We start from the raw sequence: 25,597 nt of genomic DNA on the forward strand, positions 1-25,597 counted from the left end.
CGCCCTACCCTTTCACGTACAAAGGAACCCGCTGAGCGAACTCGGCCCCCGAATGATCGCGGGCGACCAGACGGATGTTCCAGTTCCCCTTACCCAGCGTCGCAGGCGTTGCATAGGCAAGCCCGTCAAAGGTGAAGTCGGGCGTGAAATCATCCCGTACATGAGTGGCGCGGCCCACGACGGCCTGCAACTCGGCCACCTGTACCGGGGCGCCGGTGGCGTCTGTGATGTGCAGGATCAGCAGACCGCCCGTGTTTTCAGCGCGCACTTCCCAGCCCAAGGCCTGATGCTCCTTGAGACGGTCGTTGAACTCCTGACTGGCAACGTAGGAGTTCTTGACCTCAAGCCCCGGGAAGGTTTTGACCGCGCTATAGGCCAGGATCAGGTTCACCGTGATGATCACACCAAACGCACACACGAACACCGCAAGGGCGTGTTTGCCAGTGAATTTCCGCTCGGACATGATCAGTTCCCTCGTCCGTTGAAGCTTGTGTCTTTATAGGCGCGTTCGCCACTGTCGATATCCTCGACCCAGATCCGAACCGCAGACGTATCCGCACCCGCAGGCCCTGTGTCACGCGCCGCCGTGATATAGACGCGCACCAGCTGCGCGGTATCAGGGGCCACAATCACAGTTTGCCCGTCAACGCCTTCGATTTCCAGAGCCAAGGCCGGATCGCCGGTCAGTGACAGATCGAACGGACGCTCTTCGCCATGTTTGTTGCGCAGACGCACGTCATAGGTGTTGCGAATTGTGCCGTCCGACATCGTCACAAAGGTCGGATTGCGCACAGGCGCCACCGTCAGGTCGATATCTGACCGGATGAACAGGGCAAACAGCAGCGCAAAACCGACCAGAGACCACAACGCGGTATACATGATGGTGCGAGGACGCAGAATGTGTTTCCAGATATTCTTAGGGGGCTGACCTGCGCGTTCATGCACCTCATCACTCAGCGCCATATAGTCGATCAAACCCCGTGGTTTGCCGATCTTGGCCATCATGTCGTCGCAGGCGTCGATGCACAGGGCGCAGGTGATGCACTCCAACTGCTGACCATCGCGAATGTCGATACCAACGGGGCAGACATTCACGCAGGCCATGCAATCGATGCAATCGCCTAGTTCTGAATCGGCCGTACGTTTGCCCTTGCCGCGCGGCTCACCGCGCCATTCGCGGTAGCCGACGACCAGAGTATCCTCGTCCATCATCGCGGCCTGAATGCGTGGCCATGGACAGGCATAGATGCAGATCTGTTCACGCGCGAAGCCGCCAAACAGGAAGGTGGTGCCGGTCAGGATCAACATGGTCGTATAGGCAACGGGATGCGCGTTACCGGTCACCAGATCGCGCAACAAGGTCGGCGCGTCGGCAAAGTAGAACACCCAGGCCCCACCAGTTGCGAGGCCGATCAGGAACCACGCGATCCATTTCGTCAGACGCAACCGGGCCTTGCGGAGGTCCATTTTCTTTTGCCGGTGCAGGCGCAAGCGCGCGTTGCGGTCACCCTCGATCCAGCGCTCGACCAGAATGAACAGGTCGGTCCAGACGGTCTGCGGGCAGGCATATCCGCACCACACCCGGCCCAAGGCCGACGTGAACAGGAACAGGCCAAGACCGGCCATGATCAGCAGGCCCGCGACAAAGTAGAATTCGTGCGGCCAGATTTCGATCCAGAAAAAATAGAAGCGGCGGTTGGCCAGATCCAGCAACACAGCCTGATCGGGCAGGCTGGGCCCACGGTCCCATCTTATCCATGGGGTAATGTAGTAGATCCCCAAAGTTACAATCAGGATAATCCATTTCAGGTTCCGGAACGGACCTGAGACACGCCTCGGAAAGATTGGCTCTCGTGCGGCATATAAACTGGGGGCGGGGTCGGAATCGCTCACTGGCTGGCTCCAAGGATGGGTCTTATGGTAGTGTGTTCTTCCAGATCATGGACGTGCAAGCATTGACATGGGTCAAAACGGGCATCGGACAATCATCTTTTACTGCGCGTCACCCGCCTGCCGCCTCAGCCAGCTGACAAAGGTCTTTGCCGCCGGTCTAAGAGGCGTTTTGGCCGTTAAAACATGGTATCCGCTGCTTTCAGGCTCAGTATGGAGTTCGACAAGGCGGCCCGCCTTGATGTCTTGTTCGACGAAATGTCGCACCGTGGCCGTAACGCCCTGCCCGGCCCGCAAGCCTTCAAGCAGCAAGGTCCCCGGCAGCGAGATGCGCCGCCCCTGAGGTGGATGATCCACCCCACGTCTGGCCAGCCAGGTCGAGGCCTCGGTGGTGCCGAACTCTTCCAACCAAGGCAGCTGGCTCAACTCTTCCGGCGTCCACGCCGTTTGGCCACCCAGAAGGCTGGGCGCTGCGACGACAACAAAAGGGGTTTCAAGCAGCATTTCGCAGTCCACACCGGGCCACCCACCGGAGCCGTACCTGATCGCGACATCGACACCGCCCGGCGTCAGCTCCACCAGATGCGGAGAAGGGTCGATCGTCAGGCTGATTTCAGGGTATTTGGCCTGAAATTCCGGCAGTCGCGGCATCAACCACGAGGCGGCGAACGTAGGTGTCAGCGACACGTGAACCGGACGGGCGCCGCCTGCGCTCATTACCTCTTCCACGGCTGCGCCGATCGAGCCGAACCCAAGCTGCACCGCACGTGCCAGATGTGTGCCTTCGGGTGTCAGGGAAAGCGATTTTCCACCGCGCCGCACCAGAGCGACGCCCATATGCTTTTCCAGTACGCGCAATTGCTGGCTTATGGCTGCATGGCTCACATTCAGCGCAGCGCCTGCCTGCACCACACCCCCCTTCTCAGCAAAGGCCGAAAAAGCGCGAAGGGACGAGAGCGGAGGCAGTTTCAACCAGTTCATATGTAATCCCAGCTTACATTTAGACATAGCAATTGGCTCGCATCCTGTACAGCGAAACATCATCCTAAACGCACACAGAAAACGCGAAAGGAAACCCCTATGCTGAGTGTTTTTGCGAAATCGTTCATGACCGCGACACGGATCAACGAGCCCCATCTCAGGGACGCACCTAAACCAACCCGCAACAAAACACGCTGGTTGCCCGAGCATCATTGGTGGAAGAAGCACCCGCGCACGGTCAATCTTGACAACCTTTAAAACGCGGCCTGTACTGGTTTAGGTTTGGAAATAGGCACCGGCTGTTCAGGAAACGCGCGAACAGATGGAACAGCCGGTGCCGGGACCTTCGGGCAGCAAGCCGCCCGAAGGTATTCTTGCCGCCTTACTGGCCGCCACCCAATTGGTGGACATAGGCGGTCACGGCGCGGATTTGCGCCTCGGTCAGGCGGGTGTCCCAGTTGGGCATCACACCAAAGCGGCTGTAATTCACCGTCTCGGTCAAGGCCTCTTCGCTGCCACCATAGAGCCAGATGGCATCGGTCAGGTTCGGCGCGCCCTGGAAGACATCGCCTTTGCCGTCCTCGCCGTGACACGCGGCACAATTGTCTTCAAAGACAACCTTACCTGCCTGTGCGGCCGCATCGTCGGTCTGCGCATTGGTCAGCGACATCACGTATTGGACCACCTGATTGATCTCTTCTTCTTCAAGAAGCTCACCAAAGGCGGGCATTTCGGAATAGCGTGCATCGTCGCTTTCCTCATTCCGGATCCCGTAGCTGACGGAGAAATGGATATCCTCCATCGTACCACCCCACAGCCATGCGTCATCCAACAGGTTCGGGAAGCCCGCCGCACCCTGCGCGCCCGAGCCGTGACATTGCGCACACCAAGTGCGGAACACGGCGCTGCCTGCGTTGACGGCATATTGCTGCAACTCAGGGTCAGCCGAGATGTCCTCCAGCGGGGTATCCACCAGCTTGGCGTTCCACGGGGCGTTGGCCTCTTCGAACGAGACCAGCTCCTGCTGGACTTCGGCCCGTGATGACCAGCCCGTGATACCAGCTGTTGCCGACTGAACCAGTGGCCATGCGGGATACATGATCGTGTAGATTACCCCCCAGAAGATCGTGGCGTAGAACGTCCACAGCCACCAGCGGGGCATCGGGTTGTCAAATTCTTCGATGCCGTCCCAGCTGTGACCGGTTGTATTCGGGTCACCCGGCTGTTTATCAGGTATCTTGCTCATGGCCGCGCCTCCTTGGATGTGGCGGGTTGGTCTTGCTGCGGTGCAGGCGCATCGACGTGCCGGAAGGGGATGTTGGCGGTGTCGCTGTATTCCTTGCTGGCGCCTGGGCGGAACACCCAGATGATGATGCCAACAAAGAAGGCAAACAGCAGAAGCAACATCCAGCTATCTGCAAACTGCCTCAGGAGAGTATATTCTTCCATTGCACTCTCCCTCAGCGGTTTGCGTCAGGCGTGAAGGTCGAGAAATCGACCAGCGTGCCCAGCATTTGCAGATAGGCGATCAGCGCGTCAGCTTCGGTCAGGTCGGATTGACCATCGAAGTTGCGGACATTCACCTTGTCACCATAGCGCTCCAACAGCCCGTCATAGTCACTGTCGGGATCGGCCTGCGCGCGGAAGTCAGCTTGCGCGTTCTCCAGCATCTCGTCGGTGTACGGAGTACCAACCACCGCGTTTGCCGCCATGATGTCGCCGATATACTTGCCATCGATCTTGCTGTTTTCGAGGAAGCCATATTTCGGCATCACCGATTCCGGCACCACCGATTGCGCATCGCGCAGGTGGCGTACATGCCAATCGTCCGAATACCGCCCTCCAACACGTGCCAGATCAGGTCCGGTCCGCTTGGATCCCCACTGGAACGGGTGGTCATACATCGACTCGGCCGCCAGCGAGTAATGGCCGTAGCGTTCGACCTCGTCCCGCATGGGGCGGATCATCTGGCTGTGGCAGACATAGCAGCCTTCGCGGATGTAAATCTCACGGCCCGCCATCTCGAGAGGGGTGTAAGGGCGCATGCCCTCCACCTTCTCGATGGTGTTCTCAAGATAGAACAGCGGGGTGATCTGAACGAGGCCACCGATTGTCACGACCAGAAAGCTGAAGATCAGCAGAAGGGTCGCGTTGGTCTCAAGCACTTTGTGTTTGTCAAGAATTGCCATTGCTCCGGCCTCCTTTATTCAGCCGGGACTGCGACGGTCAGGCTGGCCTCTTTGGCCGGTGCCTTACGTACAGTCATCCACAGGTTGTAGCACATGACCACCGAGCCAGCGAGGAACAGAACCCCACCCAGACCGCGAACCACATACATCGGGAATTTGGCGGCAACGGTGTCAGCGAACGAGTTCACGAGGAAGCCGTTGGCATCCACTTCGCGCCACATCAGGCCTTCCATGATACCGGTGACCCACATCGACGCGGCATAGAGAACGATGCCGATCGTGGCGAGCCAGAAATGCCAGCTGACCATCTGCAGCGAGTACAGACGCTCACGCTTCCACAGGACAGGCACCAGATAGTACAGCGCACCAAAGGTGATCATACCGTTCCAGCCCAGCGCGCCCGAGTGTACGTGACCAATGGTCCAGTCGGTGTAGTGGCTGAGGCTGTTCACCGCACGGATCGACATCATCGGACCCTCGAAGGTGGACATGCCGTAGAAGCCGACTGAAATGACCATCATGCGGATGATCGGGTCGGTGCGCAGTTTGTCCCATGCGCCAGACAGGGTCATCAGACCGTTGATCATACCACCCCAGGACGGCATCCACAGCACGATCGAGAACACCATGCCCAGCGTCGAGGCCCAGTCGGGAAGCGCGGTATAGTGCAGGTGGTGCGGACCGGCCCAGATATACAGGAAGATCAGCGCCCAAAAGTGGATGATCGACAGCTTGTAGCTGAACACCGGACGTTCGGCCTGTTTCGGGATGAAGTAGTACATCATGCCCAGGAAGCCCGCAGTCAGGAAGAAGCCCACAGCGTTGTGGCCATACCACCACTGGATCATGGCATCCTGCACGCCCGACCAGACGATAACCGATTTCGAACCCCAGATGCTGACCGGGATGGTCATGTTGTTGACCAGGTGCAGCATCGCGACTGTTACGATAAAGGCCAGGTAGAACCAGTTGGCCACATAGATATGCGGCTCTTTGCGTTTGATGACCGTGCCCAGATAGACAGCCAGATAGGCGACCCAGACGATGGTCAGCCACAGGTCCACATACCACTCAGGCTCGGCATATTCCTTGGACTGCGTGCCGCCCAGAACATATCCGGTCGCGGCCAGAACGATGAACAGCTGATAGCCCCAGAACACGAACCAGGCCAGGTTTCCGCCCCAAAGGCGCGCCGCGCTGGTGCGCTGAACCACGTAGAACGAGGTCGCGATCAGAGCGTTGCCTCCAAAGGCAAAAATCACGGCCGAGGTGTGCAGCGGACGTAACCGGCCAAAGTTCAGATAGCCCTGCGCCCATTCAAAGTTGAGCGTCGGAAAGGCCAGTTGGAACGCAATAAAGGTTCCCGCCAGGAACCCGACCACGCCCCAGAAGGCCGTTGCGATCACGCCGTAGCGGATCACGCCATCCATGTACTCGCCCGAGCGATCGACAAGAATATCTGGCTCATCCGTGTTTCGAAGCGTCCAGATGAACAGACCACCGGCGATGATCATCACCAGTATCGCATGCACCTGATACGCCAAATCGCGTGCATAATTGGACCCGATCGCTGCAAACAGCACGACCAGACCAAGCACGATCAGCTTGATGTAATTCGACATATTGCGTCCCTTTACCCTGCCCTGCGCGATTTGCGTGCCGCACAGAACCTTTTTGACTGTGACCCGTAATGTAGAAGAACGCCCACTGCCGCTTTGATCTGAGTCAAGACAATCCGTTGTTTTCTGTGACACCCATGGTCATGTGGATGGGTGCCGACCCTATTAAACCGGCTGTTCGAAATACGAGGTCGATATGGCTTACAAATCAATTCTCACAATCATGACGGAAACCACGAATGCGCAGGCCGCGCTGTCTCAGGCAGCGGCATTGGCCGAAGCACAGGATGGTCATGCCGAGGCCTTGTGCCTGGGCGTCGATCGCAGTCAGACAGGGTATTACTACGCCGGGGCGAATGCTTTGATCCTTCAGGAAACCCTCAGCAGGGCCAACGCCGAAGCCGATGAACTGCTAAGCTTTGCTCAGGGGCTTCTGGAAAAAACCGGCGCACGCTGGTCGGCCGAAAACGGGGTCGCCCAGATTGCGGATATCGGACGCCACGTTGCACATCGGGCACGGTTCTCGGATCTGGTCGTACTGCCGCATCCCTATGGCGAAGGGCGCGGCGCCGAGGCGGAGCCGATTGTCGAGGCTGCCATGTTCGAAGGCCATGCGCCGGTCATGGTTGTCCCGAACAATGCCCAACCTGTTTCGAACCCCAAGAACATCATGATTGCCTGGAATGAAAGCGTCGAGGCCATGCGCGCGGTGCGCTGCGCCCTGCCATTTCTAAAAGACGCCGATCTGGCGCGTATAGTGGTGATCGACCCGCCACGCCATGGGCCCGACCGCTCTGATCCGGGTGGCATGCTGTCTCAGATGCTCGCCCGGCACGGTGTCCGGTGCGATATCGAAGTCCTCAGCAAAACCATGACGCGGGTATCGGACATTCTGAACCGCCACGCCACGGACACGGAATCAGACATGATTGTCATGGGCGCCTACGGCCATTCCCGCTTTCGCGAAGCGATCCTTGGCGGTGCGACGCGCAACATGCTGGAACAATCCGCTGTACCGGTCTTCATGGCGCACTGATCGCGTGCTGACCCAAACAAAAAGCCGCCCTGCGGGGCGGCTCGATCGCTTTGGTAGATGACTGGCAGGTGGCGACGCTAAACGAGGAACCCTCCGTCCGAGTCGTCGCCGGCCTCTTCCATAAGGCGACCCAAATCTGGGATGGTGACGTGGCGCTTGCCTTCTAGCACGATAACCCCGTCCTTTTTCAGGGCAGAAATCTGCCGGCTCACCGTTTCAAGCGTCAGACCGAGGTAATCCGCCATCGCCTCACGCGTCAGCGGCAGGTCGAACACGATCGGGCCTGACAGCCCTTTCTGGGTGATCGAAGCATCCCGGCGCGCGATGATCGACAGCAGGCTGGCAATCTTCTCCCGCGCCGTTTTGCGGCCCAGAACAAGCATCCATTCACGTGCGGCGTCCAGCTCATTTAGGGTCATCTGCAACAACCGATGCGCGATATGAGGTGTCTCATTCAACAACCCTTCGAACGGCTTCTTGCGAAAGCAGCACATCACAACATCTGTGGTGGCCTGAACGTCATATGGCGCAGAATCACGTCCTGGTCGCCCGACGAAATCACTGGGAAGCAACAGGCCCACCATCTGGGTCCGCCCGTCCTCCATCGTCTGGGTCAGAGACGCGATACCCGACACGACCGAGCCGACAAAATTCATCTGATCGCCCGACCAAATGATCGTCTGACCTGCCTCGAAACTGCGATAATATTTAATACTCTCAAGAACTTGCAACTCATCCGCGTCGCACCGGGCGCAGACAGCTCGGTGGCGAATAGGACATTCGTCACAATTGGAATGATCAATTTTTAGCTCTACTGACATTCGCTTCCCTACTTGATCTCCATCAAAGCAACCAAGAATTGAGTTCTTTAACCGTATCCCCATGATCGATAAATCACAATTGGCAAGGCTTGGACTTTTTGACGCGAAAGTGCCTCGCTACACCAGCTACCCGACCGCACCCCATTTCAGCAATGACGTGGGGGCTGATCTTTTTGGTGACTGGATCGCCAGTATTGAACCCGGCAGCGCCATCTCGCTTTATATCCATGTGCCCTTCTGTCGGCGCCTGTGCTGGTTCTGCGCCTGCCGCACGCAAGGCACGCAAACCGACAGCCCCGTGGTCGCCTATGTAGACGTTCTTAAGGCCGAGTTGGACCTGCTGGCCGCACGCCTGCCTGAAGGGGTGGTTCTATCCCGCCTGCATTGGGGCGGCGGCACCCCGACCCTATTGAATGCCGATCTGATGCGCGATCTGGCGCGGTATATTCTGAATATCGTGCCGCTGGGACCGGATGCCGAGTTCTCGGTCGAGATCGACCCGAATGAGATTGACGAAGCGCGTCTGGATGTCCTGGCCGAAGCGGGCATGAACCGCGCCTCGATCGGAGTGCAGGATTTCGATGACGAGATCCAGAAAACCATCGGGCGCATCCAAAGCTACGACACCACGCGGGATGCGGTGGATATGATCCGCGCGCGCGGGATCACCAGCCTGAATGCCGATATCCTGTTTGGCCTGCCGCATCAGACCAAAGCGCGGATGACCGAAAGCGTGCAGAAGCTTCTGTCGCTCAGCCCGGATCGCGTCGCGCTTTATGGCTATGCCCATGTGCCGTGGATGGCGAAACGGCAGCAACTCATTCCATCCGAGGCACTGCCAACGCCCCAGCAGCGTCTTGACCTTTTCGAAACCGCGCGCCGTCTGTTTATGTGGGACAACTACGCCGAGATCGGGATCGACCATTTCGCAACGCAGCAGGATGGGCTGACCGAAGCGCTGAAAGCGGGCCAACTGAAGCGCAATTTCCAGGGCTATACGGACGATCAGGCCGAGGTTCTGATCGGTGTCGGCGCAAGCTCGATCTCGCGCTTTCCGCAGGGCTATGCACAGAACAACCCCGCGACCTCGGCCCACACCAAAGCGATCCGCGACGGTCAGTTCTCAACCTCACGTGGGCACCTGTTCAAAGGACAGGACGTGCTGCGTGCCCGTCTGATCGAAGCATTGATGTGCGATTTCCGCGTCGACTCGGCAGAGATGCTGCGCGGCTACGATGTATCCAGCGCCGAGCTGAACAAAATGTATGCCGAGGTGAACGCAAGATTTGACGGCCTGTTGCGCGTCACCGAAGACGGGCTGTTCATCCCATCCGAGGCGCGAGCACTGACCCGAATGATCGCCCGCAGCTTTGATGCCTATGACCTGAGCAAAGCCGGACATAGCTCTGCGATCTGACCTTGAGCACGCGGCCCGGTATTCGGCGGGCCCAAGCCGATCCCGAACGGGGGCTTGACGCAAGGCTGGTGTTTTCTCCACACTCGGGGCGTGGGTCTTCGATCAGGTCCACAGCCCGAGGCAGGCAATCCGCAGACAGACCATGCCAACGCATTTGCGCAAGGCAGCCCCTTTCGTGCAGCCACTCTGCAACCTGAAAGAGGGACAGCACATATGCGCGTTTTCACCGTCCTAGGCCCAAGTCAATCGGGCAAGTCCACTCTGGTCGAGGCCATCAGCCGCCTCGACGGGCGCCCGACAACATTCGACATCTCCGGAACCGTGCATTTGCACGGTTTTTCTTATTTGGACGAACCGTGGTGCGCGGTTGACGTGGATGGCGGCGGCGATGCGCTGGCCTATGTTGGACCAGCCATGGCGATCTCGGACGCCGCCGTGGTCGTCGTCCCGCCCGACCCGGACGCCGCCGTTCTATGCGCGCCGTACCTGCGGCTGGTGGAAGAGGCAGGCATCCCCTGTTTTCTGTTCATCAACCGAATGGACAACCCCAATGGCCGTATCCGCGACATCATCGCAGCCTTGCAGACCTATTGCACCCATCACATCGCCTTGCGGCAGGTCCCGATCCGCGACGGCGATGCAATCATAGGCGCGGTCGATCTGATCTCGGAACGTGCGTGGAAGTATCAGGAAGGCCAGCCGTCGGCCTTGATCGAACTGCCTCAATCCATCGAGGACCGCGAACAGGAAGCGCGTACTGAATTGCTGGAAACGCTTTCCGATTTCGATGACCATCTGCTGGGGCAGCTGATCGAAGACAAGCAGCCGCCCAGCGCCGAGATCTACGATCTGGCCGCTCAGGTCCTGCAAAATCACCAGCTGATTCCGGCCTGCCTGGGGGCCGCGCAACGTGGCAACGGGTTGACCCGCTTGATGAAAGCCCTGCGGCACGAAGCGCCCGAGTTCGATATCGCCGCCGGGCGGGATGAGGCCGCAGACAACGCGCGTGCCATTGCGGGCTTTGCGGATGTGAAGAAACATATCGGCAAGATCACCGTGCTGCGCGGGCTGGGCGATGGCGTCAAAGCGCATGAGGCTTTGGGAGGCGAAACGGTCGGCAATTTGACGAGCCTAGACGCCAAAACACAGATCGGCGCGTTAGAGGCCGGACAGATCGGGCTTGCGGTAAAGTCTGATCACCTGAACCCCGGATACATCTATGACAGCCGGTCGGCTACGCCGCTTCCAGATTGGGCGTCTTCGCATCCAGTTGCGCACCGGCAAGTCGTCTCACCCGCGCATGAGCGCGACGACGTGCGCCTGTCTAACGCTCTGAGTCGCTTGGTTGAGATCGACCCCGGGCTGCATATGGAACAAGACGAGCTGAGCGGACATTCTGTACTCGGCTCTCAGGGTCCACAACACATGCGGCGCGTGACGGCCAAGCTACTGGAAGATTTCGGGATCGAGATCGAAACCGACCCCGTCGAGACCGCCTATCGCGAAACCATCCGTACGCCAATCGAACATCGCCACCGTCATCGCAAGCAATCGGGCGGCGCCGGACAATTCGCCGACGTTGTGATCTCGGTGGCACCTCTACCCCGCGGCTCGGGCTTTCAGTTCGAAGAGGTCGTGAAGGGCGGTGCGGTGCCGAAAAACTACATCCCATCCGTTGAGCACGGGGCCAAAGACGCGTTGGCACAAGGCCCCGAAGGCTTCCCGGTCGTAGATGTCAAAATCACCCTAAGCGACGGCAAACACCACAATGTCGATAGTTCGGACTACGCGTTCCGGACGGCGGGCAAGAACGCGGTGCGCGAGGCGTTGCCGCAGGCCAAACCCGTCGTGCTTCAGCCGATTCTCACGGCCGAGATTCATCTGCCGTCAGATTTCGTCGGAGATCTGGTTCCAACGATCAGTTCGCTGCAAGGGCAGGTTTTAGGGTTCGAGGGCAATCCGAATGCCTCAGGTTGGGAGATCTTCAACGCCCAACTTCCCGCCGTGGCGCAAGATGAGTTGCACCGAACCCTCGCCAGTGCCACGCGGGGAACGGGGTGGGTCAATCTGAGCTTCGATCATTATGAAGAGTTGCGCGGACCGGTCCCCAAATCCGCCGATCGCGAGAAAGCCAGCGTTTGAGGGAAACGCGAGGCGGGCCTTAGCCCGCCGCCGCAATCAGTTCACGGGTGTATTCTGTTTGCGCGTTTTCAAACAGATCCTCGGCTGCGCCCATTTCGACCACGTCGCCGTTGCGCATGACGATGACCTTGTGGGACATCGCCCGCACAACTTTCAGATCGTGGCTGATGAACAGATATGCCAACCCGTATTTCCGCTGCAGATCGCGCAAAAGATCAACGATTTGCACCTGCACCGTCATGTCCAGCGCGCTTGTCGGCTCATCCAGAACCAGTAGTTTCGGACGCAGAACCATAGCCCGTGCAATCGCAATCCGCTGACGCTGCCCGCCCGAGAACTCATGCGGGTACCGGTCCATCGAGGCCGGGTCCAAACCCACTTCTGTCATCACCTCAGCCACCAGCTCGCGCGGGGCGCGATGTGGGTCGACTTTGTGAATAGAGAGCCCCTCGGCGATGATCTGCTGGCATGTCATGCGCGGGCTCAGGCTGCCGAACGGGTCCTGAAACACGATCTGCATGTCCTTGCGCAGGCGCCGCAACTCTCGCGTGGACCAGCGGCGCACATCCTGATCGCGGAAGGTGATCCCACCCTCGGACGCGATCAACCGCATGATGGCCAGCGCCATCGTCGTCTTGCCCGAACCACTCTCGCCGACAATCCCAAGAGTTTCCCCAGCCCGCACGCTGAACGTCGCATCGTTTACGGCCTTTACATGGCCGACCGTGCGTTTCAGAAAGCCACGCTGGATCGGGAACCAGACCTTCAGGTGATCGGTCCGGGCGACCTCTTCCGCGTCCGCCGCGACGGGATCGGGGTGCCCCGAAGGCTCGGCCTCCAGCAGTTTGCGCGTGTAAGGGTGCTGCGGGTTGTCGAAAATCTCAGCCGTGATCCCGGTTTCGACAATCTCACCGTCTTTCATCACACAGACCCGGTCGGCGATCCGACGCACGATGCCAAGGTCATGGGTGATGAAGAGCATCCCCATGTTCTCGGATTTCTGCAGCTCGGCCAAAAGTTCTAGGATCTGCGCCTGAATGGTCACATCCAAGGCGGTCGTCGGTTCATCCGCGATCAGAACATCCGGTTTGTTGGCCAGCGCCATAGCAATCATCACACGCTGCCGCTGCCCGCCAGAAAGCTGGTGCGGATAGCTGTCCAGACGATCTTCGGGGTCGCGAATGCCAACCTTGTTCAGCAACTCCACAATTCTGTTGCGCGCGGCATCCCCGGCCAAGCCCTGATGCAAGGCCAGCGATTCCGCCATTTGCTTCTGGATCGTGTGCAGCGGGTTGAGCGAGGTCATCGGCTCTTGGAAGATAAAGCTGATATCGTTACCGCGCACCTCCATCAGCTTGTCTTCCGACGCGCCGATCATCTCGGCCCCGTCATATTTGACCGAGCCTTCTACCATCGCACTGTCGCCCAGCAGCGACACCGTCGACAATGCCGTCACCGATTTCCCCGAACCGGACTCTCCCACCAGCGCAACGGTCTCACCCCGATCCACGGTGAACGAGACGCCTTTGACCGCAGCCGAAACCCGCCCGTCCTGCCGGAACGAGACCTTGAGGTTGCTTACGTCCAAAAGGCTCATGAGAAGGTCTTTCTGGGATCAAACGCATCGCGGACGCCTTCAAAAATGAAGACCAGCAGCGACAGCATGATGGCAAAGGTGAAAAAGGCGGTGAAGGCCAGCCACGGCGCTTGCAGGTTCTGTTTGGCCTGCAAGGTCAGCTCACCCAGCGAAGGGGCCGAGGATGGCAAGCCGAAGCCAAGAAAGTCCAGCGAGGCCAGCCCGCCAATCGTGCCAGTCACGATGAAGGGCATGAAGGTCAGCGTCGCGACCATCGCGTTGGGCAGCATGTGGCGGAACATGATGGTCATGTTGCCCACGCCCAGCGCCCGCGCGGCGCGGACATATTCCAGATTGCGCGCCCGCAGAAATTCGGCCCTTACAACGCTCACCAATCCGGTCCAGCTGAACAGGATCATCAGGATCACCAGAAGCCAGAAACTTCGGCCCAGAATGGCGAACATGATGATGATGACATAGAGAGAGGGGGTCGCGGACCATATCTCGATGATCCGTTGGAGGATCAAATCCAGCCAGCCGCCAAAGAAGCCCTGAATGGCCCCTGCGAAAATGCCAACTAGACTGGCCACGCCGGTCACCATCAAAGTGAATAGAATCGACAGGCGGAAACCGTAGATCACGCGCGCCAGCACGTCCCGTTTGGTGTCATCCGTTCCCAGCAGGTTCTGACTATTCGGCGGCAAGGGGGCCGCACCGGGACGATCAACGCTGGTGTTGAAGGAATAAGGGATCAACGGCCAGATGGACCAGCCCCGTTCAAACCCTTCGGCCTGATATGTCCCGGCCTCGATCTGCTCGATGATACCTTCGGGGTCGTCGAAACAGTCTTCGATCCCGCCGCTGTCGATCAGGCAGCGGACCTCGGGGTCGCGATAGATCGCTTCGGTCTGGAAATCGCCGCCAAATTCAGTTTCGGGATAGAAGTTGAAGATCGGCGTGTAGAATTGACCACGATATTGCACCAGGATCGGTTTGTCATTGGCAATGAACTCAGCGCAGAGCGACAGGCCGAACAGCACCGAGAAGATGATCAGCGACCAGAAGGCCCGGCCATTGCGTCGAAAATTGCGCCAACGCCGTTGGTTCAGGGGGGAAAGCGCCATTTAGCCCTCCCTCTTCTCAAAGTCGATGCGAGGATCGACCAGCACATACATCAGGTCGCTGATGATGCCGACAACCAACCCCATCAGACCAAAGATGAACAAAGTGCCAAAGATCACCGGATAGTCCCGCGCCACCGCAGCCTCGAACCCAAGGCGACCCAGACCGTCCAGCGAGAAAATCGTCTCGATAATGATTGACCCTCCGAAGAAGACACCGATGAAAACCGCTGGAAAGCCCGCAATCACGATCAGCATCGCGTTCCGGAAAACATGACCATAAAGAACCTTGCGCTCGCTCAGACCCTTGGCGCGGGCGGTCATGACATATTGCTTCTTGATCTCATCCAGAAACGAGTTCTTGGTCAGCAGCGTCAGCGTCGCAAAGGCCGAAATGGTCAGGGCGATGATCGGCAGCGCGATGTGCCAGAAATAGTCGGCGATCTTGCCCAAAAGGCTGAGGCTGTCCCAATTGTCCGAGGTCAGCCCCCGCAGCGGAAAAATCTGCCAGTAGGAGCCACCGGCAAACAGGACCAGCAGAAGGATGGCAAACAGGAAACCGGGAATAGCGTAGGCCACGATGATTGCGCCACTGGTTACGGTATCAAACCGCGACCCGTCTTTGACCGCCTTGCGGATGCCCAACGGGATCGAGACCAGATAGGCGATCAAGGTCGACCATAGACCCAGCGAGATCGACACGGGCATCTTCTCAAGCACAAGATCAATCACGCTGATCGACCGGAAATAGCTTTGGCCGAAATCCAGCGTCAGATAGTTGCCCATCATACTCAGAAACCTCTCAAGCGGAGGTTTGTCGAACCCGAACTCTTTCTCCAGCTCAGCTATGAACTCAGGCGGCAGACCACGCGCGCCGGCATAGGTCTCGTCACTGCCACTGGTGTCGACGCCCGCCTCTCCGCCACCGGCGAACCCTTCAAACACATCCCCCTGGCCCTGGGCCTGCGCGATGATCTGTTCGATAGGACCACCCGGCACGAATTGTACCAGTGTGAAATTGACGATCATGATGCCCAGAAGGGTCGGGATGACCAGCAACAGGCGTCTTAGAATATAGGCGCCCATATTATCGCAGCGCGCCTGCTGCCTTCAACGCCGCCGCTTTCTCGGGGTTGTACCACCAGATCGAAAGCTCTCCCATGCCGCCGGGCGGTGGGGTGTCGGTGTAAGGTCGTTCATACATGTCGAAATACGCAATGTTGTGAGAGGGTTTGTACCACTGAGGCACCCAGATATGCTTGGCCCGCAGCACCCTGTCCAGTGCCCGAACCGCAGTTTTCAGATCCTCACGGTTGCCAGCGGATTCGATTTTTTCGATCAAGTGGTCAACGGCCTCATCCTGAAGACCCGCAACATTGCCCGAACCTTCAATGTTTGCCGATTCACTCCCGAATATGCGCCGCAGTTCGGTGCCCGGTGTTTGCGACATCGCATAGCGCTGAATCACAACGTCATATTCGAACTTCTTTTCCCGCTGCTGCGCCTGCGCGGCATCTACGCGCTGCGCCATCGCATCAATACCAAGTCGTTTGAGGTTGTCGACATAGGGCAGAATAATGCGGTCGAACGAGGGGCTGTCGTTGAGGAATTCAATCGTCAGAACCTCACCTTCTGCGTTTCGGCGCAAACCGTCATCGCCGACGGCCCATCCGGCCTCGTCCAGCAGCTTGCTGGCACGACGCAGGGCACGGCGATCCCCCGCGTTGTCCGGCTTGGAAGCCGCTGGTGAGAAGACCGGCTCAGTAAACACGGTGTCAGGAATTTCGCCGCGCAGAGGCTCCAGCAGCGCAAGCTCAGCCTCAGTCGGTAGACCTTCGGCCTGCATGTCCGAGTTTTCCCAGAAACTGTCAGTCCGGGTGTAAAGGCCATGAAACAGGCTCTGATTCGACCATTCGAAGTTGAAACCCAGCCCCACCGCCTCACGCACGCGCGGATCGCTGAATTTGTCGCGGCGCAGATTGAACCAGAACCCCTGCGTGCCGGCAGGTCGTCCATCAGGCAGCGTTTCCGTGATCACCCAACCCTTTTCGATTGCCGGGAAGTCGTAGCCCGTTGCCCAGAGACGCGAAAGAAACTCCTCTCGGTACGTGTAGGCACCGGCCTTGAATGCCTCGAACGCGGTTGTGTAATCGGCAAAATACTCGACCTTGATTCGGTCGAAATTGTCCTGACCGACATTGACCGGCAGATCCTTGGCCCAATAATCCTCGCGCCGTTGATAGGTGATCGAGCGCCCCGGATCGACGCTGAGCAAATCGTAAGCCCCCGACCCCATCGGCGCATCAAGGCTGGTTTCTTCAAAATCCCGCGTCTCGTAATAGGCTTTGGACAGAATCGGCAGGCCTGCCGCTGTCAGATAGGCCTCACGCAGGGCACCTTTTGGATCAAAGCTGAATTTGACCTTGTGCTGGTCCAACGCTTCGACGCTTTGGAAATCCTTGAACAGCAGTTTGTAGGATGGGCTCCCCTTGTCGCGCAGTGTCTCGAAGGTAAAGACAACATCCTCTGCCGTCACATCTGTGCCATCGCGGAACTTGGCCTCGGGACGCATGCTGAAGATGATCCACTCGCGGCTTTCGGGATATTCTGCCGACTCGGCCACCAGACCGTACATCGCGTCAGGCTCATCCAGCCCACCGGTCATCAGCGTGTCATAGAACACGGTCGACAGCGCCCCGGCATTCCCCTTGAGGATAAAGGGCGTCAGGCTGTCGAAGGTGCCAAAGGCCCAGGTCGCGATCTCTCCGCCCTTTGGGGCGTCGGGGTTGACGTAGTCGAAATGTTCGAAATCCGGACCATATTTTAGGTCGCCAAAGACTGAAAGGCCATGGCTGACGATGACATTCTCTTCCTCGGATACACCTGCGGCCAGCCCTTGCGACGCACCCGCGCCCAACAGCCCCAACGACAGACACAACGCGAAACCCCAATGCCGAATACTCATATCGCGTGCAGCAGGCAGGAGGGGTTTCATATGGCTCATCCTCTGGATTGTTGTCTTCGTCTATTTCGGTTCCGCCAGCTAGATCGCCAGTGCTGACTGATTCAAGTTTAGAATGCGTGAACGCTTTGTGAAGATTGTCGACAAAAAAAGCCGCTGCACAAGGCAGCGGCTTTCGAATTTCTTAATCGTGAAGGCAATCAGTTGCCGATAGTTTGCAGATAAGCAATCAGATCGGCACGGTCTTGCGGTTTTTTCAGGCCAGCAAAGCTCATGGATGTGCCCGAGATATAGGCGCTGGGTTTTTCGACGAAGGCATCAAGCGCTTCGGGCGTCCAGTTGCCGCCATGCGCCTGCATCGCCGCCGAGTAGCCGGTGAAGCCATTGGCCGATGCAACGGGCCGATCTACAACGCCATAAAGGTAAGGGCCGGTGCCGTTCGCACCGTCTTCCAGCTTGTGGCATGCAGTACATTTGCGGAAAACTTTGGCGCCCTTTTCAGGATCCGCGGCGGCCAGCAGGTCTTCAAAGACCACCTCTTCGCCATCGGCGCTTTCGCCCGAGCTTTCGGTTTCGATGATATACGCGGCCTGTGCATCGCCATGGCCACCTTGCGAATGGTACAGGATGTCACCACCCCATTTGGCAAGAAGCAGCACAAGGAACGTGCCGAACAGGCCCGCAGCGGCCTTGGTAACTGTCATCGTGTCGAACATTGATCGCTAGTCCATTTCAGCTGTCTGGAAAGGTGTCTAAGGCTTCCCCTTGCGAGAGGCAAGGTATAGACACCGCGACGAAACGCCCAATTTTGTAACTTGTTGCACGGGATCGACCAAATGACCAATCACATTGCCTTTCAAGGCGAACCCGGCGCCTACAGCCACGAAGCCTGCCGCAACGCGCGCCCGGAAATGGAGGCGCTACCCTGCCGTACTTTCGAAGACGTGATCGAATCGGTTCGGTCCGGCGCGGCCGATCTGGCGATGCTGCCGGTCGAAAACACGACCTATGGGCGGGTGGCCGATATCCATCGCCTGCTACCGCATAGTGGTCTGCAGATTATTGATGAGGCCTTTGTTCGCGTCCACATCAACCTGCTGGCCGTACCCGGCGCCACGCTGGACGACATCACCGAGGCACACTCTCATCTGGTTCTATTGCCTCAATGCGCAGGCTTCCTGCGCCAGCACGGTATTCACGGGCGGGTCAGCCCCGACAACGCCCGCGCCGCACGCGAGGTATCCGAGGCCGGAGAGGTTCATTCCGCCGCGCTGGCCAGCGAACTGGCCGGAGAGATCTACGGCCTGAACGTCCTGGCCCGCCATATCGAGGATCATGGCGACAACACCACGCGCTTTCTGGTCATGTCACCCAAAGCCGATCTGACACGCCGGGGCGATCATGGCATGATCACCAGCTTTGTCTTTCAGGTCCGCAACATTCCGGCCGCGCTCTATAAGGCTATGGGCGGGTTTGCGACAAACGGGGTCAACATGACCAAGCTGGAAAGCTATATGGTCGATGGCTCGTTCACCGCGACACAGTTTTACGCCGACATCGTCGGGCACCCGGATGACCGGAACGTACAGCTGGCGATGGACGAGCTTGAGCATTTCACCACCAATGTCGAAATACTCGGCGTCTACCCGGCAGCCCAGCCACGCGGTTAGGCCCGCGCCTCAGGTAAAGGAGAGGCTAGGCGCCATGCCTGTGGCGCTGCTCCAGTTCTCGGGCGAATTCCGCCAGACGCATCTGAAAGCGTTTGCGAAACCGCGCCTGGCCCAGTTTCATCGACTGCAGCAACAACCGCGCCGGCAGGGACTTGGCGCTGAGCGAAAGATCCACGCTCAAACGTGTGCAGCGCTGGGACAGAGCCAGAAAGTCAACCACTGTAACACCGGTCATGCCCTTGCCTGCGGCCTCGAATCGCATTTGTGAGGGGTGGTCGCAATCGGTCAGCAGTACGGACATCTGGCGGGGTTTGCCGCGCAGCTTGAACTCGGTCTCCCAAGCCATGCCTGCGGCAGGTGCGGCCCCACCGATGGTGCGGCGCACGTCAACACCACGGCGCATCGCCATACGTTCGAACCGATCGAAATCGGCAACCATGTCAAAAACCGAGTGAATGGGAGCCTCGATATCTTCGCGCGCTGAAAACTGCATGTGGGCCTTTGCTGCTCGTTCTTGCTGTCCAGTGTTTCGTTAGTCCAGCGTATCTGCAAGCCAGTTCTGCAGCAGAAAATGCGCAATCGCACCTTTCCGGGCGGGCAGCAAGCGCGGATGCTCCCCCGCGAAGGCCTGCATCATCTCGGATTTGCTGACCCACATCGCCTCTTCGATCTCGACCGGGTCGATCTGGATGTCCCGAGACAGGGCCTCACCGGCGCAGCCGAACATCAGCGACGCCGGAAACGGCCAGGGCTGGCTGGACAGATAGGACACCGCGCCCACAGGAACGCCCGCCTCCTCCATCACCTCGCGGCGGACGGCGGATTCCAGTGTCTCGCCCGGCTCGACGAAGCCTGCCAGCAACGAGAACATGCCCTCGGGCCACCCCGGTGAACGACCCATCAGCACACTGTCGCCATGGGTGATCAACATGATCACAACCGGGTCGGTGCGTGGGAAGTGCTGACCGCCGCAAGCTAGGCAACTGCGCTGCCATCCGGCTTGCGATACGTCGCTTGGCGCACCACAGCGCGCACAAAAACGGTGCGTCTCGTGCCAGCCGATCACCGCCTTGGCTGTCGCGGCAAGCTCGGCATCGCGGGCGGACAGGCGGGTCATGATCCGGCGCAGCTCTGCAAACACATGGCCAACGGGCAGATCGGGGTGCTGTTGCTCGGACGGATCAATGAAATTGCCCAAGCTCGACAGATCCAGCCCCTCGGCCTGCCATTCAGAGATATCGGCGGCAAACACCGCCGCCCCGTCATCGGAACAGCCCAGCAGGATCGGCGCCTCAACCACGCCACCCGGGCCATCGGCGACCAGAGGATGCGCCATGGAGACCAGCCCCAGTTGATCCACAGCCTCGCCCTGCACCAGCACTTTGCCACGCCACAACAGCAGACAGCGGGCATTTGGATCTTGGGCCGCCTCTGCCAGCTTGACCGCATCGCCCCGCAGATGGGCCGCACGTTCAAGGCCCGAGCTGCCGAATGTCACGTTCTCTGCATTTTTCATTGAGGTCCCCTCGGCCCGTTGCGCCTAGGGCTGCCATGTCCGCGCAGGTGTTGCAATGTCAATTCACTACTGTGGCAAATCGACAGGTGCCACCGAAACACCGCATGACCGCCTCGGATTTTTCACTTATTTGTCCTCTTGGTAAATTTTCTTAACTCTCATAGCGCAAAAGTAGACAACCAAACGTGAACGCAATTTCCCCGCGCATGAAAGACGCGCAGGACGCAGGAGTGCATATCCGCATTCTGGCAACCACCGATCTGCACATGACCCTGACCGGGTTCGACTACTATGCGGACAAACCTGACCCGAGCATCGGGCTGACTCGTACGGCGTCGGCGATCCGAAACGCCCGTCAACAGGCCGGGGGCGCGGTCACCTTTCTTTTTGACAATGGCGACGCACTGCAAGGCACACCGATTGGGGATTGGGCGGTGCAGAACCACGGCCCACACCCGATGATGCAGGCCTTCAAAGAATTGGAGTATGATGCAATCGGCTTGGGCAACCACGATTTCGGGTTCGGGCTGGGCGCGCTGGAGCGTGTCCTAGCCCAGGCCCCGTGCCCCGTGATTTGCAGCAACCTGACCCAATTGGACGACCGACAGCTCTGGCTGCCCAGCACTGTCCTGTCACGGTCCATTGCGCAGGAAGAAACAATCCGAATCGGCGTGCTGTCCGTGCTTCCACCTCAAACCACGATTTGGGAGGCGCATCACCTGAAAGACACGGTGGTTGCCGAGGATATCCTGACCGCCGCCCGAAGAAAGGCTGAGGCGTTGCGTGCGCAGGACTGCGATTTGGTCGTCGCACTGGCGCATTCGGGGTTGGGACAATCGGCAGCTCAGCCAGGGCTTGAGAATGCGGTGATTCCCCTGGCCGAGATTGAAGCCATTGACGCGATTGTTGCCGGTCACACGCATCTGACATTCCCGGGTCCGGTACATCATGGGCTTGACGGCGTAGATGCAGGCAATGGCCTGATCCACGGCAAGCCCGTGGTTATGGCTGGGTCTGCCGGGTCTTATCTGGGGGTCATAGACCTGCACCTGACCAAGGCACCCGAGGGGCGCTGGCAGATCAAGGATCACCAGTGCAACCTGGTCGCCACAGCCGACGAGGTCGAAGACAATGACCTGAGTAAGAAGTTGAAACCCGTTCATCTAGCGACGCGCAAGATGATGGCCGAACCTGTCAGCCATACCACGCAGAGCTTGCACAGCTATTTCAGCTTCTGCGCGCCCGATCGCGGGCTAGCCCTGGTCGCGGCGGCGCAAGCGGCGGGTTTGCGCCCGTTTCTGTATGGCACCGCCTTTGCTGGAGTGCCGCTTCTGTCTGCGGTATCTCCTTATAAATTCGGCGGCCGGGCCGGGCCGAGGAACTACACCGACGTGCCTGTGGGCGAGATTTGTCTGCGCCACGTCGCTGACCTGCATGTCTTTCCCAACGAACTTCGCGCCGTCGACATCACCGGCGCGCAACTGCGGGACTGGCTTGAAATGTCGGCGGGTGTTTTCAACCAGATCCATCCAGACGCCGAAGCCGAGCTAACCGATTCCCACCGGGTGGGGCATAACTTTGACGTCGTGTTTGGCGTGACCTATCAGATCGACCTGTCCAGCCCGGCGCGGTTCGACAGCAACGGCACCCTGACCGATCCAACCGCCCGGCGCATCCGCAACCTGTGCTTTGACGGGCAAAGAATCCACGACGATCAGAGCTTTGTCGTCGCCCTCAACAACTATCGTGCCAGCGGTGGTGGGCATTTCCCTTTCGTTGAAAAGGCCCGGGCCATTCCGCTGCCGTCCAGAGATATCAAAGGGATACTGCGTGACTACCTGTCAGATCGACTTCCCGCAGACCCTCTGGATCAGGCTCGTTACCCATTCTCCTTAACTCCGCTAAATGGCGCGCACACGATCCTCAGAACCGGAAACGGAGCGTTGAAGTATTTGCCCGAGCTAGGCGAGTATGCCCCGGAATTGCTGGGGCCTGATTCTGAGGGTTTTGAAAGGATACGACTGACCTTGTGACGGGTTGTCATTTCTACATCGCTTCCCTATATCAAGCCCTGAGAGGTTGGCGCGGGCGAGCGCCTCGCCAACCTGGTCAGGTCCGGAAGGAAGCAGCCACAACGAGCCCCGCTTGGGTCGATGTCCAACCTCTCACTTTAAAGAAACCATCAGCCGCAGGAGGGCTTTATGATTGTAGCAAACACCCTTCGGGCGGATCGGTTCTAAACCCAAATCTCCGATTGCCTGAACACAACACCAACGGATGCGCATCTGCCATTCGATGGGATTGCTCTATCTGAACACAGGCAAACCAATGTCTTTTTCTCTTTCGGACCTGGGATGGTCCTCTCACTTTGCTGCACAACACGCGGCGTATACGCAACTCATGCCTTTTCGTATCACTGCCGTTCACCGGGACCGGCTGGTCGGGATGAACGAGGCCGGTGAAACGTCTCTGTTGGTCCCTGGTCACTCCACTGGCGATTTTGCTGTTGGAGATTGGGTGCTGGCCGATGACCAAAACCGGGTTCAGCATCTGCTTGACCGGCGCAGCCTGCTGCAACGCCGGGCCGCCGGAACCGGGGCCGAGGCGCAGTTGATCGCCGCCAATGTGGACGTGCTGTTCATCGTCAGCTCATGCAACGCGGATTTCAATTTGCCCCGACTCGAACGGTATCTGGCGCTGGCCCATCAGGCTGCGTGCTATCCTGTCGTGGTCCTAACCAAGGCCGATAGCTGCTCGGATCCTGCAGCCTATGCCAAACAGGCCGAAGCGCTGGCCCCGTTTTTGACAGTCCTGACAGTCAATGCGCACAACGCGTCAGACCTGCAGCAGGTTCTGGCATGGTGCCCGGCGGGTCAGACAGCGGCTTTGGTAGGGTCATCAGGGGTTGGCAAAACAACGCTCGCCAACGGGATGACAGGGCAGGATCAGGCAACGGCCACAATCCGCGAGGATGACGCCCGAGGCCGTCACACCACAACGTCTCGCGCCTTGCATCCGATGCAAAACGGCGGTTGGCTGGTCGACACCCCCGGCATGCGCGCCCTGCGCCTGCTCGATGCGCAGGACGGGGTGGACGAAGTGTTCGCGGACATTCTGGAACTGGCCCAAACCTGCCGGTTCTCGGATTGCCAGCATGAGGCCGAGCCCGGCTGCGCTGTGCAGGCGGCGATAGAAGCGGGCACGCTGGATGCGGATCGGCTGGACCGTTGGCGCAAGCTACGGCGCGAGGATCAGCGCAACTCTGAAACCGTGGCCGAGGCGCGGGCGCGCGACAAGGCTTTCGGCAAGATGGTCCGAACCGCGATGCACGGAAAATCCGCGCGGCGCGGCGATTGAAACACGGGCTGAAAAAGGGGCGTCGGTCCGCCGGCGCCCCCCATCAAGCGATCAATCGGGGCCAGAGCGCCGCATTTCGGCGAGCAAACACACCGATATGGCCGATTTCCGGAACGCCAAACTCTTCCGGTGACAACAGGTGACGGCGTGCCTTCGGCCCGTAAAGTTCAGCCAACCGCCAAACGGCGGCTTCTGGGACCATCTCATCGTCAGTGCAGGCAAACAGGTCGACGGGAACATTAGCCTCTTTCCATGTAGCTTGCGGCAGGTTGTCTCCGATCTCGGGCAGATAGCTGTTCGGCGCGGTGCACCATTTGCGCCATTGCCAGTAGACCGCAGGCGGTAGGTCTGTACCGAATCCGAGTGCCTTGCCCGGTAAATACCCCAGACCGCGCACGATCAGAGGCACATGCCCATACCAGAACAACCCTGCCAGAGCGCGGTACGGCCAAGGATGATCGCCTAGTTTCACAAGGCCTGAACAGACACAGATCATGCGATCAATCTTGTCGATATCCGGCTGCACCGGCCCCAGCATCCCTCCGAGCGAATGGCCAATCGACCATTGCTGCGCCAGTGGGAACTGGCGGCGCATCTCGGCCCGTGCGGCGGGCATGTCCCGCAACGCCCAATCCTCCATTGATATCTTCGACCGACGCTGCGGCCCCGATTTCGAATGACCGAATTCCCGGTAGTCATAGATCAGACAGGCGATATTCCGATCCGACGCCAACCACTGTGCGAAATGCTTGTAGTATTCACGCGGAACCCCTGTCGCGCTGTGGACCACCACAACGGTTTCGGGCTGCGCCACGGGCCGGTAGATCCGCCCGGACAGGGCACCATCCCCCACCGGAATCCGAACATCTTCGATCAGCACTGTTTGGTTTGAATCCAACATGGGCATCCTCGGCGGAAAACTGAACTAATGAGTTCATATTGCTACATGACCCCAGACCGCCCATGCTAGTCAACCGCGATCCCGCATGACTATGCGTCCACTTTGCGCGCTGTCTTTCCGCAGCGCAGAAAGTTCAACTTGACTCAACATGGATATGAACGCTAGCGATGGTGCGATGGTTCCCGGCTTTCACAAGAGGTCGGGATGAAAAGGGAACACGGTGCGGTTTTCCCCGGCTTGCTCGGGATGAACCAAATCCGCGACTGCCCCCGCAACTGTAAGCGGCAAGCAATGTCGAAGATCCACTGGCCGAAAGGCCGGGAAGGTCGACAAAGCGATGACCCGCAAGTCAGGAGACCTGCCATCGTCAACATAACCCAAACTCGGGCGGGGTGTCCG

The 25,597-nt window shown here is 58.9% G+C and carries 22 protein-coding genes, 1 other RNA gene and 1 riboswitch; of the genes, 7 read left to right on the top strand and 16 right to left on the bottom strand.

Annotated elements, in window-relative coordinates; genetic code table 11:
- Positions 1-4: 4 nt before the first annotated feature.
- From AC2FD8_RS00100 to ccoN, 7 genes are all read right to left on the bottom strand, one after another.
- The gene (locus tag AC2FD8_RS00100) at positions 5-463 is read right to left on the bottom strand and encodes a FixH family protein (RefSeq protein ID WP_496853971.1); all 459 of its coding nucleotides are present in this window, start codon (positions 461-463) and stop codon (positions 5-7) included.
- 2 nt (positions 464-465) lie between these two features.
- The gene (ccoG, locus tag AC2FD8_RS00105; protein WP_496853970.1) at positions 466-1,893 is read right to left on the bottom strand and encodes a cytochrome c oxidase accessory protein CcoG; all 1,428 of its coding nucleotides are present in this window, start codon (positions 1,891-1,893) and stop codon (positions 466-468) included.
- A 99-nt stretch (positions 1,894-1,992) separates the two neighbouring features.
- The gene (locus AC2FD8_RS00110; protein WP_496853969.1) at positions 1,993-2,871 is read right to left on the bottom strand and encodes a LysR family transcriptional regulator; all 879 of its coding nucleotides are present in this window, start codon (positions 2,869-2,871) and stop codon (positions 1,993-1,995) included.
- A 382-nt stretch (positions 2,872-3,253) separates the two neighbouring features.
- A complete protein-coding gene (gene ccoP / locus AC2FD8_RS00115; RefSeq protein WP_496853968.1) occupies positions 3,254-4,117 on the bottom strand; it encodes a cytochrome-c oxidase, cbb3-type subunit III in 864 nt (287 codons plus the stop codon).
- Positions 4,114-4,320: a cbb3-type cytochrome c oxidase subunit 3 gene (locus tag AC2FD8_RS00120; protein ID WP_496853967.1), complete on the bottom strand. Its 207-nt coding sequence runs from the start codon at positions 4,318-4,320 to the stop codon at positions 4,114-4,116. Before AC2FD8_RS00120 ends, ccoP begins: the two co-directional genes overlap by 4 nt.
- An 11-nt stretch (positions 4,321-4,331) precedes the next feature.
- Positions 4,332-5,060, bottom strand: a complete 729-nt coding sequence (gene ccoO, locus AC2FD8_RS00125; protein ID WP_496853966.1) for a cytochrome-c oxidase, cbb3-type subunit II — start codon at positions 5,058-5,060, stop codon at positions 4,332-4,334.
- Between the two features lie 14 nt (positions 5,061-5,074).
- Entirely contained in the window at positions 5,075-6,682 is a 1,608-nt protein-coding gene (gene ccoN, locus AC2FD8_RS00130) for a cytochrome-c oxidase, cbb3-type subunit I (RefSeq protein WP_496853965.1), read from the bottom strand.
- 193 nt (positions 6,683-6,875) lie between these two features.
- On the opposite strand from ccoN, the gene AC2FD8_RS00135 reads away from it, so the two are divergent.
- Complete coding sequence (locus AC2FD8_RS00135; RefSeq protein ID WP_496853964.1) at positions 6,876-7,715, top strand: universal stress protein; 840 nt, start codon at positions 6,876-6,878, stop codon at positions 7,713-7,715.
- Between the two features lie 77 nt (positions 7,716-7,792).
- Here the strand turns inward: AC2FD8_RS00135 and fnrL are convergent, their stop codons facing one another.
- Positions 7,793-8,536, bottom strand: coding sequence for a transcriptional regulator FnrL (fnrL, locus tag AC2FD8_RS00140; RefSeq protein ID WP_496853963.1), 744 nt, complete (start codon positions 8,534-8,536; stop codon positions 7,793-7,795).
- A 61-nt stretch (positions 8,537-8,597) separates the two neighbouring features.
- Between fnrL and hemN the strand changes: the two genes are divergently transcribed.
- A complete protein-coding gene (hemN, locus tag AC2FD8_RS00145; RefSeq protein ID WP_496853962.1) occupies positions 8,598-9,953 on the top strand; it encodes an oxygen-independent coproporphyrinogen III oxidase in 1,356 nt (451 codons plus the stop codon).
- 213 nt (positions 9,954-10,166) lie between these two features.
- Positions 10,167-12,095 carry an elongation factor G gene (locus AC2FD8_RS00150; RefSeq protein ID WP_496853961.1) on the top strand — a complete coding sequence of 643 codons (1,929 nt, stop codon included), beginning with the start codon at positions 10,167-10,169 and terminating at the stop codon, positions 12,093-12,095.
- Between the two features lie 19 nt (positions 12,096-12,114).
- On the opposite strand, the gene AC2FD8_RS00155 is transcribed toward AC2FD8_RS00150, so the two are convergent.
- The 5 genes from AC2FD8_RS00155 to AC2FD8_RS00175 all read right to left on the bottom strand — a co-directional run bounded on the left by AC2FD8_RS00155 (position 12,115) and on the right by AC2FD8_RS00175 (position 18,470).
- Positions 12,115-13,692, bottom strand: a complete 1,578-nt coding sequence (locus AC2FD8_RS00155) for an ABC transporter ATP-binding protein (RefSeq protein ID WP_496853960.1) — start codon at positions 13,690-13,692, stop codon at positions 12,115-12,117.
- Complete coding sequence (locus AC2FD8_RS00160; protein ID WP_496853959.1) at positions 13,689-14,795, bottom strand: ABC transporter permease; 1,107 nt, start codon at positions 14,793-14,795, stop codon at positions 13,689-13,691. Before AC2FD8_RS00160 ends, AC2FD8_RS00155 begins: the two co-directional genes overlap by 4 nt.
- Complete coding sequence (locus tag AC2FD8_RS00165) at positions 14,796-15,878, bottom strand: microcin C ABC transporter permease YejB (protein ID WP_496853957.1); 1,083 nt, start codon at positions 15,876-15,878, stop codon at positions 14,796-14,798.
- A gap of 1 nt (position 15,879) precedes the next feature.
- Positions 15,880-17,787: an extracellular solute-binding protein gene (locus AC2FD8_RS00170; RefSeq protein ID WP_496853955.1), complete on the bottom strand. Its 1,908-nt coding sequence runs from the start codon at positions 17,785-17,787 to the stop codon at positions 15,880-15,882.
- Positions 17,788-17,954: 167 nt separating this feature from the next.
- Complete coding sequence (locus AC2FD8_RS00175; protein WP_496853954.1) at positions 17,955-18,470, bottom strand: c-type cytochrome; 516 nt, start codon at positions 18,468-18,470, stop codon at positions 17,955-17,957.
- 120 nt (positions 18,471-18,590) lie between these two features.
- On the opposite strand from AC2FD8_RS00175, the gene AC2FD8_RS00180 reads away from it, so the two are divergent.
- Positions 18,591-19,424 (top strand): prephenate dehydratase, encoded by an 834-nt coding sequence (locus tag AC2FD8_RS00180; RefSeq protein ID WP_496853953.1) that lies wholly within the window; start codon positions 18,591-18,593, stop codon positions 19,422-19,424.
- A gap of 25 nt (positions 19,425-19,449) precedes the next feature.
- Here the strand turns inward: AC2FD8_RS00180 and AC2FD8_RS00185 are convergent, their stop codons facing one another.
- Complete coding sequence (locus tag AC2FD8_RS00185) at positions 19,450-19,917, bottom strand: SRPBCC family protein (protein ID WP_496853952.1); 468 nt, start codon at positions 19,915-19,917, stop codon at positions 19,450-19,452.
- A gap of 39 nt (positions 19,918-19,956) precedes the next feature.
- On the bottom strand, positions 19,957-20,940 hold the full coding sequence (gene nudC / locus AC2FD8_RS00190; RefSeq protein WP_496853951.1) for an NAD(+) diphosphatase: 984 nt from the start codon (positions 20,938-20,940) through the stop codon (positions 19,957-19,959).
- 206 nt (positions 20,941-21,146) lie between these two features.
- On the opposite strand from nudC, the gene AC2FD8_RS00195 reads away from it, so the two are divergent.
- The 3 genes from AC2FD8_RS00195 (at position 21,147) to rsgA (ending at position 24,297) form a co-directional block, all read left to right on the top strand.
- A complete protein-coding gene (locus tag AC2FD8_RS00195; protein ID WP_496874278.1) occupies positions 21,147-22,973 on the top strand; it encodes a bifunctional 2',3'-cyclic-nucleotide 2'-phosphodiesterase/3'-nucleotidase in 1,827 nt (608 codons plus the stop codon).
- A 39-nt stretch (positions 22,974-23,012) separates the two neighbouring features.
- An RNA gene (gene ffs, locus AC2FD8_RS00200) (signal recognition particle sRNA small type) lies at positions 23,013-23,111 on the top strand.
- Between the two features lie 157 nt (positions 23,112-23,268).
- Positions 23,269-24,297, top strand: a complete 1,029-nt coding sequence (gene rsgA / locus AC2FD8_RS00205) for a ribosome small subunit-dependent GTPase A (RefSeq protein WP_496853949.1) — start codon at positions 23,269-23,271, stop codon at positions 24,295-24,297.
- Between the two features lie 43 nt (positions 24,298-24,340).
- On the opposite strand, the gene AC2FD8_RS00210 is transcribed toward rsgA, so the two are convergent.
- Positions 24,341-25,198 carry an alpha/beta hydrolase family protein gene (locus AC2FD8_RS00210; RefSeq protein WP_496853948.1) on the bottom strand — a complete coding sequence of 286 codons (858 nt, stop codon included), beginning with the start codon at positions 25,196-25,198 and terminating at the stop codon, positions 24,341-24,343.
- Positions 25,199-25,357: 159 nt separating this feature from the next.
- Positions 25,358-25,579: riboswitch (cobalamin riboswitch) on the top strand.
- Positions 25,580-25,597 lie beyond the last annotated feature (18 nt).

Source organism: Ruegeria sp. YTSC192 (genome assembly GCF_059609705.1).

What these genes read in the sequence shown, in the direction of transcription:
- AC2FD8_RS00135 (WP_496853964.1), top strand. Translation starts at nt 6,876, where the DNA reads ATGGCTTACAAATCAATTCTCACAATCATGACGGAAACCACGAATGCG.
- AC2FD8_RS00210 (WP_496853948.1), bottom strand. Translation starts at nt 25,198, where the DNA reads ATGTTGGATTCAAACCAAACAGTGCTGATCGAAGATGTTCGGATTCCG.
- ccoN (WP_496853965.1), bottom strand. Translation starts at nt 6,682, where the DNA reads ATGTCGAATTACATCAAGCTGATCGTGCTTGGTCTGGTCGTGCTGTTT.
- AC2FD8_RS00155 (WP_496853960.1), bottom strand. Translation starts at nt 13,692, where the DNA reads ATGAGCCTTTTGGACGTAAGCAACCTCAAGGTCTCGTTCCGGCAGGAC.
- AC2FD8_RS00110 (WP_496853969.1), bottom strand. Translation starts at nt 2,871, where the DNA reads ATGAACTGGTTGAAACTGCCTCCGCTCTCGTCCCTTCGCGCTTTTTCG.
- AC2FD8_RS00120 (WP_496853967.1), bottom strand. Translation starts at nt 4,320, where the DNA reads ATGGAAGAATATACTCTCCTGAGGCAGTTTGCAGATAGCTGGATGTTG.
- AC2FD8_RS00100 (WP_496853971.1), bottom strand. Translation starts at nt 463, where the DNA reads ATGTCCGAGCGGAAATTCACTGGCAAACACGCCCTTGCGGTGTTCGTG.
- nudC (WP_496853951.1), bottom strand. Translation starts at nt 20,940, where the DNA reads ATGAAAAATGCAGAGAACGTGACATTCGGCAGCTCGGGCCTTGAACGT.
- AC2FD8_RS00185 (WP_496853952.1), bottom strand. Translation starts at nt 19,917, where the DNA reads ATGCAGTTTTCAGCGCGCGAAGATATCGAGGCTCCCATTCACTCGGTT.
- AC2FD8_RS00180 (WP_496853953.1), top strand. Translation starts at nt 18,591, where the DNA reads ATGACCAATCACATTGCCTTTCAAGGCGAACCCGGCGCCTACAGCCAC.
- AC2FD8_RS00165 (WP_496853957.1), bottom strand. Translation starts at nt 15,878, where the DNA reads ATGGGCGCCTATATTCTAAGACGCCTGTTGCTGGTCATCCCGACCCTT.
- AC2FD8_RS00175 (WP_496853954.1), bottom strand. Translation starts at nt 18,470, where the DNA reads ATGTTCGACACGATGACAGTTACCAAGGCCGCTGCGGGCCTGTTCGGC.
- ccoO (WP_496853966.1), bottom strand. Translation starts at nt 5,060, where the DNA reads ATGGCAATTCTTGACAAACACAAAGTGCTTGAGACCAACGCGACCCTT.
- ccoP (WP_496853968.1), bottom strand. Translation starts at nt 4,117, where the DNA reads ATGAGCAAGATACCTGATAAACAGCCGGGTGACCCGAATACAACCGGT.
- rsgA (WP_496853949.1), top strand. Translation starts at nt 23,269, where the DNA reads ATGTCTTTTTCTCTTTCGGACCTGGGATGGTCCTCTCACTTTGCTGCA.
- AC2FD8_RS00160 (WP_496853959.1), bottom strand. Translation starts at nt 14,795, where the DNA reads ATGGCGCTTTCCCCCCTGAACCAACGGCGTTGGCGCAATTTTCGACGC.
- hemN (WP_496853962.1), top strand. Translation starts at nt 8,598, where the DNA reads ATGATCGATAAATCACAATTGGCAAGGCTTGGACTTTTTGACGCGAAA.
- fnrL (WP_496853963.1), bottom strand. Translation starts at nt 8,536, where the DNA reads ATGTCAGTAGAGCTAAAAATTGATCATTCCAATTGTGACGAATGTCCT.
- AC2FD8_RS00195 (WP_496874278.1), top strand. Translation starts at nt 21,147, where the DNA reads ATGAAAGACGCGCAGGACGCAGGAGTGCATATCCGCATTCTGGCAACC.
- AC2FD8_RS00150 (WP_496853961.1), top strand. Translation starts at nt 10,167, where the DNA reads ATGCGCGTTTTCACCGTCCTAGGCCCAAGTCAATCGGGCAAGTCCACT.
- AC2FD8_RS00170 (WP_496853955.1), bottom strand. Translation starts at nt 17,787, where the DNA reads ATGAAACCCCTCCTGCCTGCTGCACGCGATATGAGTATTCGGCATTGG.